The organism is Methanospirillum lacunae (genome assembly GCF_003173355.1).
GTDB classification, from domain to species: domain Archaea; phylum Halobacteriota; class Methanomicrobia; order Methanomicrobiales; family Methanospirillaceae; genus Methanospirillum; species Methanospirillum lacunae.
Map to the genome: position 1 here is coordinate 54,461 of NZ_QGMY01000007.1, position 16,381 is coordinate 70,841.

Below are 16,381 nucleotides of genomic sequence, written 5' to 3' on the forward strand. Positions count from 1 at the left end.
AATTACCTGATTTTTGTTCCCGGTTCTACGGGTTTAAACGGTACGAGAAGGGATGCCTCATCCCCTGCTGCAAGAATCATACCGTTGCTCTCGATGCCAAATATTTTCGCTGGTTTCAGATTCATGACCACAATAACGTCCTTGCCCACTAAATCCTCTGGAGAATAGAACTGGGCGATGCCACTGACGATCTGCCGGGTTTCAGATCCAAACCCAACCTGTAACTTCAGAAGTTTGGACGATTTAGGCACATTTTCTGCAGACAATACTCTTCCGGTCTTGAGCTCAATTTTTGAAAACTCTTCTATTGTGATCTGATTATCTGGTTCTGGAGGTGAAGTAAGGGCATCTATACGTTGCCTAAAATCAGCATCAAGTACATTGATCCTCTTCTCATCCAGTTTTTCAAACAATATTGATGGTTGAGAAAGTGGACCAGGTAATAGGTCAACCAGTGCATCATCAAACCCTGCTTTTGCAAGAGGGGTAGTCATTCCAAGTTGTGTCCAGAGTTTTTCTGCCCGGTCAGGCATAACCGGATCGATGAGCAAGGCAAGGGCTTTGGCTATCTGGAGACTGTTTCGCATGACCTGGGCCATTGCAACCAGATCAGTCTTGGCAAGTTTCCAAGGCTCATTAGTCTGCACATAGGTGTTACCATACGCTGCAAGTGCGAGTATAGCATCGACGGCACCTTTAAAATCATATGATTCAACAAGGTCTGATACTGTTGTCAGAGTCTCAGCAATTCTGGTTTTTATCTCCTGATCCACTGGGACATCAGGTACCCCGCCAAACTGCTTGTGTGAGAGATGAACTGACCGGTACACAAAGTTACCAAGGGTATTCACCACTTCAGAGTTTACCCTCTCTAGAAACAACTTCCAGGAGAAGTTCATCTCTTTTGTGTGGCTGGTATATGTGAGGAGGTAATACCGCAGGTAATCACTTGGGAGGCCCTGATCCAGGTAATCATCATTGGTCCAGACCACATACCCACGAGACTTGGAAAATTTATGATCATCAATTTTGACCATTCCTGATGCAACCACTGCATAGGGCTTTCCGTACCCTGCACCCTTCAGCATTGCAGGCCAGAAAACACAGTGATGATAGGTAATATCCTGTCCGATAAAGTGAGTGATCCGTGCTTTATCCTCACACCAATAATCTTTCCAATCAGAACCAGATTTCTCTGCCCATTCTTCGGTAAACCCGATATATCCGATAGGGGCGTCGACCCAGACGTACACTACCAGATCATCCCGGCCCGGAAACTTCGTTCCCCATTCCAGGGTTCGGGTGATACACCAGTCGTGAAGATCTTCATTGACCCAGCCGAGGGCGTAGTTGATTGCGTTGTCTGTTCCTTTGAGATCTTTCAGAAAATCCTTGAGATAATCCTGAAATGATGAAAGTCTGAAGAAGAAATGCTCCTGCTCCCTGAACTCTGCGGCTGTTCCACAGATCTTACAGGTTGGCTTAAGGAGTTCCCCAGGTTCCAGATGCTTTCCGCACCCCTGATCACATTCATCTCCCCGGGCAGGCTTACTGCAGTGAGGGCAGATTCCTTCCAGGTACCTGTCAGGAAGGAATTTTTTACACTTGGGGCAGTAAGCCTGCTGAATAATTTTTGGGTAGACATGACCGGCTTTGATCAGTCTGTTTACAATATGAGTTGTGCGGGCCTTCGTAGCAGGATCATCTGTCATTCCAAAATGATCAAAGTGAATATTCATGCGTTTGAAGGTCTCTGCAAAGTGAGTGTGATAGCGTTCAGAGATCACCCGGGGTGTCACACCTTCTGCTTCAGCACTGACAACTATCGGCGTTCCGTGGTTATCAGAACCACAGACAAAGACTGCATGTTCCCCTTTTCTCCGCATAAACCGCACATAAAAATCGGCTGGAACATATGTCCGGAGGTGTCCGAGATGACAAGGACCATTGGTATAAGGCAGTCCACACGTTACTAGCAGAGGCCGACTGTTCATCACTACATTTTTGGGATTGATATTATAAATAAGATCATCAGAAATGGCAAAAAAAATCCGGTTAAAAACGATATCTCTCGGATCAGAGCCCGATCAGCCGGATATGGATGAACTCACCTGCTTTATCAGGTCGATGAAGGGTCAGGAAGCAGATCTGACAACATACTATCTAATCCGGTCGCTGGAAAAGCAACTCGAAGCAGGAATAACATCACCTGCTTGTGGAGGGAGGTTTATGCAGTCACGCTTTGAGGATGCTCTCATCTGTTCTCCTGAAGGGTGCCATGTAAGCACTTCTGTTTTTGAGGATGATGCACGGGTGATGATTAAAACTGCTGGCCCGGTAGCATCGGTTCTCCCGTCACCGGGGCTTTTGCCAGAATCACCGGATCCAGAAGATGAAGAGGCATTTGCAGAGTTTTGTGATGTATATGCAAAAATTCTCAGGAACATGCGGGACCAGAAAATAACAGGCCACATCCTTCATGCCAAAGAGGTCAGTATGATAGAGGCAGAACATCTCTCTTCACGAAAGACGATCTTTGTAATTCCAGATGGGACATTCGTTGCCCAGTCAGGACTTCTTGAATTTCAGAGTACAATTGCACTATCCAGAACCAGGGTTAAGTTTCTTGATGAACTCATTGATCAGTTTGATATCAGAAGACTCATTCTTGTAGATCCTAATGAGGAGGGGTTTAAAAAAGCACTACAACACCTGGATCCTGAAAAGATCCAGGTCGGAGGATATGGGAAAGGAGAAGACAGGCAATACTGGAAGTGTATAGCTGATAGTGCAGAGATACCGCTTCCAAACAACTGATTTTTTATTTTTGTAATTCTGCAACTACAGATATCTTCTCAAAGTGCCTGTTTTTCTTTAGTATCTTAAGGAGTATCTTATCCCAGAGAGTAAACCTGAAAAAACCTCCGGCGGCATGGGGATGGCCTCCTCCACCAAACTCCCGTGCGATGAGATGACTTATCGGGGGAACAGATCTGATAGAAAATTTACCTGAATCAGATACAAGTACTTCAATATCAGACTTGAGTTCTTTACGCAGGTATGCGGCGGTTTCACTTGGATACCCAAACATCGGACTGACAGCCATCCGGTACTTTGTGCCTAAAATACTTGCAGCCCGCAGGGTCCGGTCCATAACCCTCTGCATCTCACGCATGATATCCTGGTACTCGCTTCTGATCTGGCCGTCATCAAATACTCCCATCATCAACATATCACGGACGTGATCACGGTTCTTATTTCTCTGGAGAACGAGCCCGAGAACTGCTGATCTGGGATCTTTCTGCTTCCAGAGATCATAGTCACAGACAACCAGTGCGATCTCTTCTGCTATGACATCTTCAGGTGCCAGATCAACAGCACAGATCCCACAGGCACAGCGTCCGGTATCGATGTGAAGATGATCCACAATCTTGCGGATGAGACCAATCTCATCTTCGTTCCAGCGATGATGATCCCGCCACTCGATCCTCCATCCTTTCTGCTTGATCTTGCGAAGGTGCTGCTCGACACCACGGCGGTATGAGAGATCACTGATGCTCAGTGTGTCCCCATTTCCCGCAATCTGGGATATTATTTCCAGATACATTGGGAATTTACCAACCGAACTCCAGAGTGTAACAACACCCTCTTTCCTAAACCTTATGCGATGTACAGCGTCAGCACCGACCGCGTCAAAGTCATTGTGGGTAAGATGAACGATATGGGCGGTCCGAAGGGCTATGTCTGCAGATATGGATGCGATATCAGGCCCATTCTTCCGCTTTCTGAAGAACATTACATTAAATTCTGGTTTCTGACCTGATAATACGAGCGATTTGATAATTTCACAACAGTCAATATCGACAAATATATTAATGCAGAGTGAGTATCTGTATAGTCGCGCCTCAGTAGCTCAGACTGGGAGAGCGCCAGACTGAAGATCTGGTTGTCCCCGGTTCAAATCCGGGCTGGGGCATAGTTACTTTTTTTTGCCTAAAAAATTTAGAGTTAGATTTAATCCATTTTTTAGAACAAAAATAAAAATATTAAGATTTATTTAGTAATGAAGAAAATGGTGATAGTGTGACTCAAAAAACATTCATTTTTGACGCCTGCACTTTCATTGATTTATCAATAAATACTGTGGATTGTCTTGATTTTATTTTAAACAATCTGAAGGATTCCATTATTTATGTTTCTGATGTCAACTTTTCGGAAATAAAAGATACATATGTTAAGAAAATAATCTCTGATTCAGATATCTGCGAAATATGTCCCATCGATGATGCCAAACTAACAGAATTTTGGAAGGGGTTAACTGAAAGCAGATTGAATCTGGGGAAAAAAGATGCTGCAGTGTTATTTTTAGCCACATCAATAAACGCTGATTATGTCGTAAGTTCTGATTGGAATGTTATCGATAAAACAAGCATATATCAAAGAAACAATGGGATTAAATCTAAATTAAAAGCATTATCAACTATTAATTTTCTTGAATTAATGGTAAGATTTAATGTTATTACCCCAAATAGTCACATTAAAAGAGGATTATTATTATTTGAAGGAAAAGAATTCCAAAATACCTGTCAACATTTAAGTAAAAAATGTAATGGGTGCTCAGATAGAGAGATAGTAAGAACAATTAATGATGAGATGGATAATATTAAAACCCGATTCAGTAAATATAGACAATCAGTAGTGACCTCAATTAGTTCTTAACTGGCTTTAAATGACAGATTATAAGACAGTAAATATATTAGATCGGTTTTATGCGGGGGAGATTAATATCGATGAAGCCGTAGAAAGCCTTGGAATTACTTTGGACGAACTTAGTGATTTAATCGATGAGAATCCATGGTTTCCACCATGTGATAAAATTGATGAATTAGATGAGATACAATCTGAATATTTGTCAGAGTATCCAATGAAAAGGTTTGTCCTATCTCATCAATCTAAAGTGTCAATTACAAAGAAATATGATATCTCTCATAATACAATTCAAGGAAATACATTTGGTATTCAATCAAATGTTATCATTAATGAGCGAATTTGTCATCCTATAATTTCTTATAAACCGTCTGATCCAATGAGTTCAAACTTTGATTGTTCTGACATTTTAAACACAATTAAAGAATGGAGTTGTGATTACCATGAAAGTAATTAAAACCTCATTGGAGAAAATCGATGCAATAAAGGCCATTAACCCTAGTAGGAAAACTGGAGAATTACTGAATGTAACAGTTAAAATTACTACTACAACCACAGAAATTGTAAAATTATCAAGTAGTCTTTTTAAGATTAAATCATCATTTATTCTCTCGATTGTTGATATTGCACAATTTGAATCCCAATTAGGTACAATTATTGAACTAGGGCCAGATGATGATAAGTTAGAAATAAGTCCAGATCAAGATGACACTCTAGATATTCCGGTATCAATAAAAGAGCAGTATGAAAATTCGAATTTTTATTTTATGATGGCGATAATCATACCATTAGCGGATAAAATGTCAATCCCCCTACCTATACCACCATTATTTCAACCAAAAATAAAACCCATTTGAAAATTTTGATAGACTCTTTCAGGGAAATTTTATTTCGATTATGTTTTTTGAACTAAAATTATTTGAATTCAAAAACCTATCAAAGAATTTCACACGGAAAGTCTCAACCACCGACGATTGCAATTGTCTTCATTTTCAGCCATCCATTATTTATTCGAACGTGGCATTTCATCAGAGGATATATTGCATATCCTGACAGATGGAGAGATCATAGAAGAGTATGAAGATGATGCCCCATGTCCATCATTTCTCATGCTCGGGTATCTGCGAGGAATCGCTCATCATGTGGTTGTTGGGTGCTGTGCAGATCACATCAAAAAAATCACGGTGTATCATCCGGATGAAAGCTGTACCAATGATCGATTCAGGAGGTGAAAAAAATGAAGCCAGGAGTATGTCAGTTCTGTAAGGGCGAAATGAAAGAGGGGAAGACTGAATTCATGGCACGGGTTCATGATCAAGTGATTGTGATCAAAGATGTTCCGGCATGGGTTTGCGAGCGATGTGGAGAAGCGTGGTTTTCCTATGAAACCTCTGAGAAGATTGATAAGGTGATGCAGGAGGTTCATGCAGGGAAGATCTGTGTCAGACCACTTGCAGCAGGAGAGATCGAGTTACCTGCGTAAATGCTGACACGTCGTCAAAAATATCATGAGATACTCCCCTTGTTTCAAGAGTATTGACTGCTTTCTTCACTAATCAATTTTCGAATACCTCAATCAACATATAGGTAGACCAAATCCATGACCATCCCCACAAACGATGACATCCTCCGTCTTCTGGATCACCTGGATCATTCCCTAGCCGATGATCTCGAGTTTAAGGTTCTCGCTTATACCGTGGGATGATCCGAAAGGTGATATGAAAGTTGCCATCGAGTATGCGGTCTGCTTCTCTAACGCAGATGGAGGTGTCGTTGTCTTCGGGGTATCAGACAAAACACTCGGGCGTTCAGAGGCTATTCACGGAGCAAAAGGGTACAATCTCGACACATGGAGAAGGGGAATATTTGACCGGACCAACCCTCATATTCAGGCCGAAGTCGAAGAACTGAACGTCCCTGAAGGGACCGGCCATCTCCTCATCGTCCGGATTCCGAAAGGCAACAACCCACCATACGGTACATCGAACACTCGGCGGCAATGAGTGTTCAATTAAGATTTATATTTCAACTTTTAATGAAATTATATTCTTATTATAAACATCTGTGAAAGGTGGTATTCATGTAAACCTACAAAAAGTGTCTTTAATGGTTCCAAGAAAGACATCGGTTGTAGAGATTTTCAAAATGTTTTGCGAGAAGTTGCTTTTATTCTTCAAAAGCCAGTACAGAAAAAGGTTGACCCAGTACTGTAGGACCGGGTTTTTCATGAAAAATGATTCAATGAAGTTATCCTTGTTTTTGAAGAAATACAATCACTGAAGTAAATATCACATGTCCTGCTTTCAAAACAATGTGAGGACTTACAAAGAGATTTCTTTCATTATCTGGAATATCCATATCAATTGGATTCTGTACCAGGGAACGCGAAATTCTGAGATCAAGATCACCACCAACGAGTTTAAAAGGAATATCTGATGGTTCCACGATATATTTTTTCAACTCATCAAGGGTAAAAAATTCTGGATGAGTGGCAATATTTAGGATTAACTCAGTAACCATACAAACAATTCCATTCGGTTTCAGGATTCTGAATATTTCAGACATTGATTTTTTAACATTATCTCTACTTCCAAAATGCTCAATAGAAGAAAGAGAATACGCGAAATCAAAAGTATTATCAGGAAATTTCAAATCTGTTCCGTTCATTGAAATTACTTCCAATTTTTCTTTGTTATATGGGAAAGGAGCAAATTTCTCTGGATTTTTCATCATAATGAGGCCATCCTCTGATGTCCACTCACTATAAAGATCTGTTGCAATGATTTTATCGATGTGATTTGTAAAATAATAAAGTAATTTTTCTTTTCCGGCACCTATCGAGATCGCTTTACTGCTTTGTTTTATGGCACCAAGTTTTTTTAATCCATAGATACACCTTGCATATTCCCATGATTTACGATGAATATATGTACCCTCATGAATTGACTGAAAAATATCTGCGATTTCACCAGACATTCGCCATTCAGATATATCGCAAATTCGGTTAAGAGAATCCCGATCAGTTATTCTCATATCTGAATCTTTTACGATGTTGATTCTAGGATCAAATCTCCGTGATTTAATTAATTCGATTCGATGGTTTAAAGGATGAAAAAATTCAACACCATTTTGCATAATTCATATATATCTTTTTTTTTGTTTATATTCGACTCTCACCATAATCAAGTTTAAAATTCTGAATCCTTTTGTACAAAAAGATTAAATCTAAGAATATCGACCTTTGATCTATATATAGAGATAATTGATGGTTCAAACGTCACAATGCCAAATTTGGGTTTAATCTCTTGGCTCATAGATGAAATGCGAATCTGTGAGTGTATAGACACTTGTATTTTAGTTTCTCCTTGGAAAGTATACCCTTAATCAAGTTATGCTGATAATCTAGAGACTATACCAAGTGGAGATACCCAATGATAACCAGTATAATGGCTGACATGGTCCGGTACTTTGACGGTGATGTCAGAAGAATCAATCATGCCCTCAAAGTTCATTCATTTGCACAGATTATCGCCTCTGAAAGTGAGATTGAGGATTCTAAAAAAATCTTAATCAATATTGCTGCTATACTGCATGATATTGGAATCAAAGAGGCAGAAAGAAAATACAACTCTTCTTCAGGAAAGCACCAGGAAATAGAAGGCCCTCCGATTGCACGTCAAATTCTATCACCATACCATCTTGACCCGGATCATATCGAAAGGATATGTTTTTTGATCGGAAATCATCACACCTACCGGGCTATCGATGATATAGATTTTCAGATTCTGGTAGAAGCCGACTTTCTGGTCAATTTTTTTGAAGATTCAATGAGTAATGAGTCAGTCTGGAAAATCAAAGAAAATTATTTCAAAACTCAATCCGGAACCCGGCTTCTCACAGAGATGTACCTTTAAGGATCTCTCAAGTCTGAATGAGAAAGGTAGCAACTTATTTTTCCTCGATAGCGGCATATAAAGCACCACCAGGTTCAAACTTCTTTCTCTTCTCCAAACCAAGAACATGGTGAGGATAATAAGCCCATTAAAAAAAGGATAAATTTATCCCCCTGGTGAATAAAATAAGCACAAGAGCAATAATAACCGTTCTATCTTTTTCATTCATAGGCAGAACTCACCCTGACCATTTGAGGATACATGACCAATAACTCTGAAGAACAGTGGAAGAAGATCATCGGCCTTGGTGCTTCTTCTCATCGTAAGAGTTACTACCCCGAACTGCAGGAGCAGATAATCGAATTAAAGCGAAAGAACGAAGAGTTGAATGCTATGAACGAGGAGATTCTTGCAACAGAAGAAGAACTCCGCCAAAATTATACCGAACTTCAACAACGTGAAAATGAACTGATAGCGAGCCGTTCACGTTTTCAGGAAGTTCTCGAAAACTCGAGTGTAGCTTTCTATAAAAAGAACTATCAGATCGACACATATGAATATTTAAGTCCAGTTATACTCGAGATTACCGGGTATACCCCCGATGAGGCTACATTATTTACTGTTGATGAGATCCATTCCAGGGTTCATCCAGATGATACTACTGAAATTAGAGAGTATGTTCAGGATATCATAACAAAAGGAGGAGGGAGAGGTGTCGTGGAATACAGGTTCAGGCATAAAAATGGTACTGAACTCTGGCTGAAAGACATTTTCTGCATCGTTGTTGACTCTTCAGGCAATCCTCTCTATAGCATTGGAAGTATCCAGGATATCACTGAACATAAAAAAGTCGAAGTAATCGCAAAACGATCACAGGAAAAACTCGTTTATCTGAATAATGTAACGATTCAGGAGACGCTGAACGCTAATTATGCACTCACTGGGTATGTAGAACTGCTCAAGGAATTGAACACAGATGAAAGGCTTCTTCCATACCTGGAACCAGTTCATTCATTAACCAGAAAGATCAGCGACATACTCCAGTATTCGAAATCCTATCAGGATCTTGGGAGTAAAAAACCAGCCTGGCATAATCTCTCGATCGTTGTACTCAATGCCATATCCCATCTTGATCTATCCCACCTATCCCGTGAAATGGATCTGGAGGGACTGGAGTGTTATGCTGATCCACTGCTTGAGTACGCTTTTTCCACCATATTTGAAAATGTAATAACACACGGCAGAAATGCAACCCATCTATCACTACGATATAAGGAGGGGGATGAAACCCTTTCACTGATTATTGAAGACAACGGAGTCGGCGTACCTGCTGAATTAAAAGATCTTATCTTCGAGAAAAGTTACGCACGGGATAAGGGAATGGGACTTTTTCTGGTTAGGGAGATTCTTTCATTGACTGGAATCAGTATTATAGAGAATGGAACTCCGGGAAAGGGAGCACGATTTGAGATCAGAATCCCAGCTTCAGGGTATCGGTTAGCGAAATCAGATTGAACATAGTCCACTGATCCATTGGAAAGGAACTCAGTAGGATCCAGGGATAGGTTCGAAAAAAAGGGTTATACCTTCCAGTAAAAAAGGCTCACAATCAAAGACAAGACCCCGTATGCAATGAAGAAAATGCCCAGTATCATAGTCAGAAGAGCAGTTCCGGCACCCGGGTTTATGAACAGAAAAATACCGATCAGAAAACTGATTATTCCTACAAATCCTGTGAAGATCCGATGCTTTTCCCATTGAATTGAGACTGCATACGCAACTGTAAGCAGACCATTTATCACTAGCCACAAAGCAATCAGATAACCTATCGCGATGGTGGCAACGTAGGGTGAGATAATTGCAAGAAGACCTATTACGATGCTAATAAGACCAGACCCAAACAGGATCATCTTTGACGTCCCACTCTCTGCAGACAGTGCAACCCCCGCTGTTAAAATTCCCACTAACAGGAAGATAATGCCGATAATCAGAACCAGAAAATCAAATACGATCCCTGGTGATGTTACAGCGACTATCCCGAATAAGAGAGCAACTAGACTCAAAAACACTGCTAGAATTCTATCAGTATCCATAGGATGAGAATAGTGAGCGGCTGGACATAAAGGTTTCTTAAAGAGTGAAGAAGAGTTACAGATTTAATCGAAGTGGAACGAAGATTATTTCTAAATGTGCTTTCCTAAAGCGATTTAAAGCAATGAGCAAGAGATCGGGATTGTTCCGGACCGTTCTCCGTTATACTCTACGAGAATACCTCTGGGTTATGTAACACAGTCGGGATTTCCAGATTCCTTCCTGTATCTGATTAAAAGGACCCTGAATTTATCATACTACCTTTCTTCCTCACCTGAAGTCTCACAATTTTTGCAATCCCGTGAAGATGCTTGATTCCCGGGGAGGCTAAACACGGATGTGAACAGGCATACATACAGGCGGCAGATGCGGCATCAAGCGGTGGAAAAATAAACTGCCACTCTGAGATATTCACCTTAATTTTAAATCCCAACGCAATGATCAATTATCTTGATAGTGTGGGCGGCATTGCGGCAGATCCAGGGATCAGATACCGGTAACCCCTGTGATCAGATGACCTTCCCTGGCTTCATACTTCTCCCATATGCCGCTCTCATACTAATGATTGAATTTATATTTTTTATTCTCTCAACTAAGGTAAGAATATAACGGTTTTCAGAGCGGCACCTTCCCGCATCGTTCCGCATTAGCTATATTTTGCCGCAATGCCGCCCAGCCTGTAGATAAGGTACCCAGCACATTAAAACACCAGAAACTTCGAAGAAATGATACTGCATTATAAAAATACGCGTTATTCTCATGTTTCGTTTTTTAAAAAAAGGTCAGAGAGTGAAAAAACTGGGGCTTTGATCAGGAATTAGACAAATGAGACTAAAGAAAAAGAAGGACAAAAAAAGATAGGGGACTAACCAGTCATCGGGATATCATTCTCACGGTTCAGGGTGATATACAGATCTACAGTCTCACCTTTTCCGGGATGCTGTTCGATTGGTTCTGTAACAGTCACATAATCAGAAGCACTAACTGTTATCGTAGAGTAAGGTGTTCCGGTTGTGTACACCGGGACGACAAGCACATTACCTGAGATTGTTCCTTTTACTTCGGCATCAAAGGAAACGGTTGCTCCAGGGACATTGCAATAAACATAATACCAACCTTGATCGCCACCAACGGGCTTAGGAACACGGGTTGGCTGTGGAGTCGGGACCGGATTGATATCAACATAGATATCAACCGTCTCCCCCTTACCCGGAACTTCTGTCAATGGTCGGGTTACAGACTGATGATACCCATCCCTGTCATACGTGGCAGTATACGACTTATACGGAGTCCCGGTTGTGTAGATGGGGACAGAGAGTTCTCCATCGGTGATTACACCTTTGACATCATTATCCAGGGATATCTCTGTCCCATCAGCATGGCAATGAAATGCGTACCACCCTCTGTCTCCTCCAATTACATTGGAACTGGTACTGGCGGTCACTGCCGAAAAACCACAAGCCACAATCAGGAGTACAATACAGATCAAAAGACTATCAGATCGTTGCATATCGTTAAGATAAGAGTGCTTCTAAATAAGGTTTCACACCTTATTCCCAGTCCAGGCATCAGGACTCATGTACGTGAGTTCAATACGTACAACAATTTTTCTCATATAATACCGGGAAGTCAGGCAGCGTGATGTAAAAAACCATATCAGGATCCCGTTTCTTGGATATAATCAGTTGGGAATAAGAATGAATCACTGATTTTGTACCTTACTATCAATTACCAAATAACTGGTCGTTCTTCAGGGGCCCGGTAAAGCGGATTTCCAGGCCCAACTTCAGGAAATGCATTATAAAATTCAGGGACGTTAAACGGTGCCCCATTCACCCTGAACTTATTCCATGGGTGCTGCCCTGTTAATGCACTGGCGCGGAGAAATTGATCAGTGGCGTTTCCCTGCATACTCCTTGCAAAAGACATAAAAAATTCCCTTACAGGCGTAATATTATTAGAGTTCGGCTCATCAATGACATCACGACCATTTTTATCCCAGGCATGGTACGCAAGGGTAAGTCCGCCAAAGTCAGCAACATCCTCACCGACCGTCAGGTTCCCGTTTATAAAAACACCAGGAGCCGCTTCAAACCGATTAACCTGATCAATGATCAGGCGTTCCTGGACTACAAATTTCGCAGTATCGGTTGAATCCCACCAGTTCCGAAGGTTGCCATCCTTATCATACTGACCACCCTGATCATCAAATCCATGTGTCATCTCATGACCCATCACAGCCCCTATCCCTCCGTAATTAATCGAATCATTCTCTGCAGGGTCAAAGAAAGGGGGTTGAAGCATAGCCGCAGGGAAGACGATCTCATTGCGGCCTGGTGAGTAATATGCATTCGTGGTCTGGGGAGACATCAGCCAGGCTGTCCGATCCACAGTTCCTCCAATCTTTTCAAGCCCCATAGGACCGTGGATCAACTTGTGGTGATTTGTTTCAAGGATGTTGCGGGCATACGAATCAGAAAGGTTCAGATCTGAGTAATCCATCCAGTTATCTGGATATCCAATCTTTTCATCCATAGCATCAAGTTTTTCAACCGCGGCATTACGAGTGGAATTTTCCATCCAGGTTAGGTTCTGAATCCTCTCACGAAGTTCTAACCTGATAGTATGGGAGATATTTTTCGCTTTTTCCCTGACACTGGAGTTGAAATAATTTTCTACATACCGCCTTCCGACCTCTTCAGAGATTCCTGCGTCAACCGTAGCAAGAACCCGTTTCCATCTCGGCTCCGGTGTATTTACTCCATCGAGAATACGTCCGTAAAAATTGAAATGTTCTTCTTCAAACGCCTTGGAAAGAGATTCAGACAGTGAATCTACAAATTTGAACTTAAGGAATTTTTTCCAGTCATTTAGGGGTACTTCCATGAGCATTTGATCTAGTTTGCTCACTGCTGAAATCTGATGCACATTAACCCGGTCTGATTTCCCGGATCCGTTGATTGATGACAGAGTATCCCAACTGATGTTAGGGTACTGCGAGTTCAGATCATTCCATGAAAGGATATGGGTAGTATTCCAGGGATCCCTGTTCTCAATCTCTGTATAATGGGAAGAGGCAATCTCTTCTTCTATCCTGTACACAGCCCGGGCATCACAATCAGCTTCAGTCTCATTCTCGTTCATCAAGAGGAAGGTATTTTTGATATGACGCCGGTATTCCTCCCTGATTTTTCTACTGCCAGTATTATTGCGGAAGTAGTAATCACGGTCAGGCAGACCAAGCCCACCCTGTTCAACCTGAGAAATAATATACGAGGAGTTCATAGGATCCTGGTCTGAATAGTAGAGAAAAAATGGAAAAATCCCCTCCTGGACCAGCAGGACAGAGACATTCATGAGATCGCTGTGTGAAGATACCTCATCGATCGAGGTTAGTTCCCTTTTCAGTGGAGAGAGATCCTGACGATCGATGGACCCTGTATCCATTCCATTTGAGTAAAATTTGCCGATCAAACTCTCTTGTCCCGTAGCATAATCATCAGCCTCGTGCTCAAACAGGATTCGTAATTGTTCAAGGGTTTTCTCCTCAACCTCTGTAAAAGCAGTATACGAACTCTTGTTTTCAGGAACCGGGTGATTCTCAATCCAGGGATTATTCACATATCCAAAGAGATCATCTCCCGGGTTTACCCCGGTATCAAGGGTGAACGGGCCTGACACAATAGTAGTATTCGCATACCCTGCCTGTATCAACAAGGGGAGAAGGATAGCCAAAAACAGTAAAACCTTAACCATATACACGCTCTCGTGGATTAGAAATCACACAGACTATTGATTTTTTAGAGACGAAGATGAACACCCGACCATTCTATCTTCTTATTGAAAGCATCGGGGTTGATCTCTGTAAGGGAAATTCAGAACGAACTCTTAGTGTTTAATGTATCTCATCCTTCTCCATTACAAATCTCATATCAGTGTAAACTGCAACCCTCACAATTTTTTAAAATAAGAGAGGAGAAATCCAAGGGATGGAGGGATTATTAGGGAGAAAAAAGGTGTGAAGAGGAGATTTGAGCAATCATAAGACAAGTTACTTTATGTCAACGAAGATTCTGAAAATGAGATCATCCCATTCGTTACTTCGATGAAGGTTCCTACACTGGAATTATACAGGAAAGCAATCGGGTATGATCCCTCCTCGTAAACCTAGATGAAAATTGGTTCAAATTAGCCTCCAGGTTAATTCAATTTCTTCAGAAGAAACACAAAAAAGGGATTTTACCATTCCAGATACTATTTTTATTCACCAAAGAATGGAATTGCGCTTGCCGTTGCATTGGGATCTTTTTGCTGGATCTTTCCACGTGCACAGGTCTGATTCCGGGAATCATAGCATGTATCTGGACCACATGGTTTAAGATCCAAATCTTTTCCTTCGTAAATCTTTCCTTTGCAACATGACTGAGTTGTCAGGTTGTAGCTCTTATCACCACAGACACCCCATTTCATCCCATCATAAACCTTACCATAACTACAGGATTGGGTAGTAAGATTGTAGCATGTATTTCCACCACAGATACCCCATTTTAACCCATCATACGTGTGCTTCAGACAACATGATTGATTTGACGGATTATAGGTCCCATCACCGCACTCAGGGAAACATGGACCATCAGTTACCTTCTTGGAGCAACAGGTCTGTGTATCCATATTGTAACAGGAGTCCCCGCATTTGGAATACCGAGTACCTTCATAGACCTTGCCATTACAACAGGACTGGTATTCAGGATTATAGGTTACATCTCCACACTGGAGCATCTCGGTATTAGCAGCCATACATGAGGTTATCCCGGTGAGAAGAACGATTAGGACACCGGTACTAAAAAGGAGCAGAGATCGCTTCATCACATATTCGTTCACTGCATGAGTTCATATCTTTTCAGGCAGACAGTATAGAATTGATACCAAATTTTTTATTACATCTATCACTAGGATACCTGTCATTATGAATCCAGAAACTTATCGTCTCCAATACTGTCACGTGCATCAAGACAGAGAAGCCATGGAACAGTGCAGGATCTGCAACGCAGCGTGCTGCGAAGAATGTCTGCATAAGGGTACCGGAATCTGTAAAGAATGCCTCTTCAAAGGAGCAGTAATTGTGGTGATACTGATGATCATCATTTCATATACTGCCTGGTTAGGACTGCTTATATATTGAATATTTAAAAAGTCCCAAGTGGGCATAAAAAGAAGATGACATGGTTTTTTAGAAAAGGACCGTGCATCTCATATCGGGGGAAGCCGAATGAGTGGATATTGGTTAGGAGACTATACCTTCTGATCAGAAATTTACCTAGTGATGTGATCGATACTTTGAGTATACCCGATTATTCACAAAATATCATGATCTCATCTTCTTCATCTAAGGGAAATATATGAGACGTTATCATGGGATGCCTAGAATCACTCCCCTATGAAGTACTTCTTGCAAAGATCTCTTTCAAGGAAGCACGGGAATACCTTGCAAGGTTTCCGGAAAAATATGATGTGGAGCCGGGGTATAAAATGTTTGAAGTGAGGATCATCGGAGTTCCCCCAATTCGGGTTGCAGTGGACGGGGATGCAATAATCTTCCCTTTTACCAAGCCTTGTCATGGAACCTTTTTAGTCAAGGTCCCAGACGGAAGAGAAGAGATTGAGAGACTCAGAAAGAAAAAGTAGGTTCA

General features: G+C 41.4%; 19 protein-coding genes and 1 tRNA gene. 13 read left to right on the top strand and 7 right to left on the bottom strand.

What is annotated here, in order from left to right; genetic code table 11:
• Positions 1 to 2: 2 nt before the first annotated feature.
• Entirely contained in the window at positions 3 to 1,994 is a 1,992-nt protein-coding gene (gene metG / locus DK846_RS08230; RefSeq protein ID WP_109968818.1) for a methionine--tRNA ligase, read from the bottom strand.
• Positions 1,995 to 2,037: 43 nt separating this feature from the next.
• Here metG and DK846_RS08235 point away from each other — a divergent pair, with 43 nt between their 5' ends.
• Positions 2,038 to 2,817: a hypothetical protein gene (locus DK846_RS08235; protein WP_109968465.1), complete on the top strand. Its 780-nt coding sequence runs from the start codon at positions 2,038 to 2,040 to the stop codon at positions 2,815 to 2,817.
• 4 nt (positions 2,818 to 2,821) lie between these two features.
• On the opposite strand, the gene DK846_RS08240 is transcribed toward DK846_RS08235, so the two are convergent.
• The gene (locus DK846_RS08240) at positions 2,822 to 3,796 is read right to left on the bottom strand and encodes a phosphoesterase (protein WP_109968466.1); all 975 of its coding nucleotides are present in this window, start codon (positions 3,794 to 3,796) and stop codon (positions 2,822 to 2,824) included.
• 106 nt (positions 3,797 to 3,902) lie between these two features.
• On the opposite strand from DK846_RS08240, the gene DK846_RS08245 reads away from it, so the two are divergent.
• From DK846_RS08245 to DK846_RS08275, 7 genes are all read left to right on the top strand, one after another.
• A tRNA-Phe gene (locus DK846_RS08245) sits at positions 3,903 to 3,976 on the top strand.
• A 107-nt stretch (positions 3,977 to 4,083) separates the two neighbouring features.
• Positions 4,084 to 4,719, top strand: a complete 636-nt coding sequence (locus DK846_RS08250; protein WP_109968467.1) for a hypothetical protein — start codon at positions 4,084 to 4,086, stop codon at positions 4,717 to 4,719.
• A 10-nt stretch (positions 4,720 to 4,729) separates the two neighbouring features.
• The gene (locus DK846_RS08255; RefSeq protein WP_109968468.1) at positions 4,730 to 5,164 is read left to right on the top strand and encodes a hypothetical protein; all 435 of its coding nucleotides are present in this window, start codon (positions 4,730 to 4,732) and stop codon (positions 5,162 to 5,164) included.
• Complete coding sequence (locus DK846_RS08260; protein ID WP_109968469.1) at positions 5,151 to 5,564, top strand: hypothetical protein; 414 nt, start codon at positions 5,151 to 5,153, stop codon at positions 5,562 to 5,564. Before DK846_RS08255 ends, DK846_RS08260 begins: the two co-directional genes overlap by 14 nt.
• Before the next feature lie 123 nt (positions 5,565 to 5,687).
• Positions 5,688 to 5,939 carry a DUF4258 domain-containing protein gene (locus DK846_RS18025; protein WP_281269822.1) on the top strand — a complete coding sequence of 84 codons (252 nt, stop codon included), beginning with the start codon at positions 5,688 to 5,690 and terminating at the stop codon, positions 5,937 to 5,939.
• Between the two features lie 5 nt (positions 5,940 to 5,944).
• The gene (locus DK846_RS08270; RefSeq protein ID WP_109968471.1) at positions 5,945 to 6,190 is read left to right on the top strand and encodes a type II toxin-antitoxin system MqsA family antitoxin; all 246 of its coding nucleotides are present in this window, start codon (positions 5,945 to 5,947) and stop codon (positions 6,188 to 6,190) included.
• A 235-nt stretch (positions 6,191 to 6,425) separates the two neighbouring features.
• Complete coding sequence (locus tag DK846_RS08275; protein WP_181391687.1) at positions 6,426 to 6,710, top strand: ATP-binding protein; 285 nt, start codon at positions 6,426 to 6,428, stop codon at positions 6,708 to 6,710.
• Between the two features lie 244 nt (positions 6,711 to 6,954).
• Here the strand turns inward: DK846_RS08275 and DK846_RS08280 are convergent, their stop codons facing one another.
• A complete protein-coding gene (locus DK846_RS08280) occupies positions 6,955 to 7,842 on the bottom strand; it encodes a class I SAM-dependent methyltransferase (protein ID WP_109968473.1) in 888 nt (295 codons plus the stop codon).
• Between the two features lie 296 nt (positions 7,843 to 8,138).
• On the opposite strand from DK846_RS08280, the gene DK846_RS08285 reads away from it, so the two are divergent.
• Both DK846_RS08285 and DK846_RS08290 read left to right on the top strand, forming a co-directional pair.
• Positions 8,139 to 8,621 carry an HD domain-containing protein gene (locus tag DK846_RS08285; RefSeq protein WP_109968474.1) on the top strand — a complete coding sequence of 161 codons (483 nt, stop codon included), beginning with the start codon at positions 8,139 to 8,141 and terminating at the stop codon, positions 8,619 to 8,621.
• Between the two features lie 240 nt (positions 8,622 to 8,861).
• Positions 8,862 to 10,115: a PAS domain-containing sensor histidine kinase gene (locus DK846_RS08290; RefSeq protein WP_109968475.1), complete on the top strand. Its 1,254-nt coding sequence runs from the start codon at positions 8,862 to 8,864 to the stop codon at positions 10,113 to 10,115.
• A 65-nt stretch (positions 10,116 to 10,180) separates the two neighbouring features.
• Here DK846_RS08290 and DK846_RS08295 read toward each other — a convergent pair whose 3' ends face one another.
• A complete protein-coding gene (locus DK846_RS08295) occupies positions 10,181 to 10,693 on the bottom strand; it encodes an HdeD family acid-resistance protein (RefSeq protein WP_109968476.1) in 513 nt (170 codons plus the stop codon).
• 309 nt (positions 10,694 to 11,002) lie between these two features.
• On the opposite strand from DK846_RS08295, the gene DK846_RS08300 reads away from it, so the two are divergent.
• Complete coding sequence (locus DK846_RS08300; RefSeq protein ID WP_109968477.1) at positions 11,003 to 11,191, top strand: hypothetical protein; 189 nt, start codon at positions 11,003 to 11,005, stop codon at positions 11,189 to 11,191.
• Positions 11,192 to 11,556: 365 nt separating this feature from the next.
• Here DK846_RS08300 and DK846_RS08305 read toward each other — a convergent pair whose 3' ends face one another.
• From DK846_RS08305 to DK846_RS08315, 3 genes are all read right to left on the bottom strand, one after another.
• Positions 11,557 to 12,201, bottom strand: coding sequence for a hypothetical protein (locus tag DK846_RS08305; protein ID WP_109968478.1), 645 nt, complete (start codon positions 12,199 to 12,201; stop codon positions 11,557 to 11,559).
• Between the two features lie 218 nt (positions 12,202 to 12,419).
• Positions 12,420 to 14,447, bottom strand: coding sequence for a M13 family metallopeptidase (locus DK846_RS08310; protein WP_109968479.1), 2,028 nt, complete (start codon positions 14,445 to 14,447; stop codon positions 12,420 to 12,422).
• A 504-nt stretch (positions 14,448 to 14,951) separates the two neighbouring features.
• Positions 14,952 to 15,560 carry a hypothetical protein gene (locus DK846_RS08315; RefSeq protein ID WP_181391688.1) on the bottom strand — a complete coding sequence of 203 codons (609 nt, stop codon included), beginning with the start codon at positions 15,558 to 15,560 and terminating at the stop codon, positions 14,952 to 14,954.
• A gap of 154 nt (positions 15,561 to 15,714) precedes the next feature.
• On the opposite strand from DK846_RS08315, the gene DK846_RS17460 reads away from it, so the two are divergent.
• Together DK846_RS17460 and DK846_RS08320 are read left to right on the top strand one after the other, a co-directional pair.
• The gene (locus DK846_RS17460; RefSeq protein ID WP_181391689.1) at positions 15,715 to 15,873 is read left to right on the top strand and encodes a hypothetical protein; all 159 of its coding nucleotides are present in this window, start codon (positions 15,715 to 15,717) and stop codon (positions 15,871 to 15,873) included.
• A 230-nt stretch (positions 15,874 to 16,103) separates the two neighbouring features.
• Entirely contained in the window at positions 16,104 to 16,376 is a 273-nt protein-coding gene (locus DK846_RS08320) for a DUF1894 domain-containing protein (RefSeq protein WP_109968481.1), read from the top strand.
• Positions 16,377 to 16,381 lie beyond the last annotated feature (5 nt).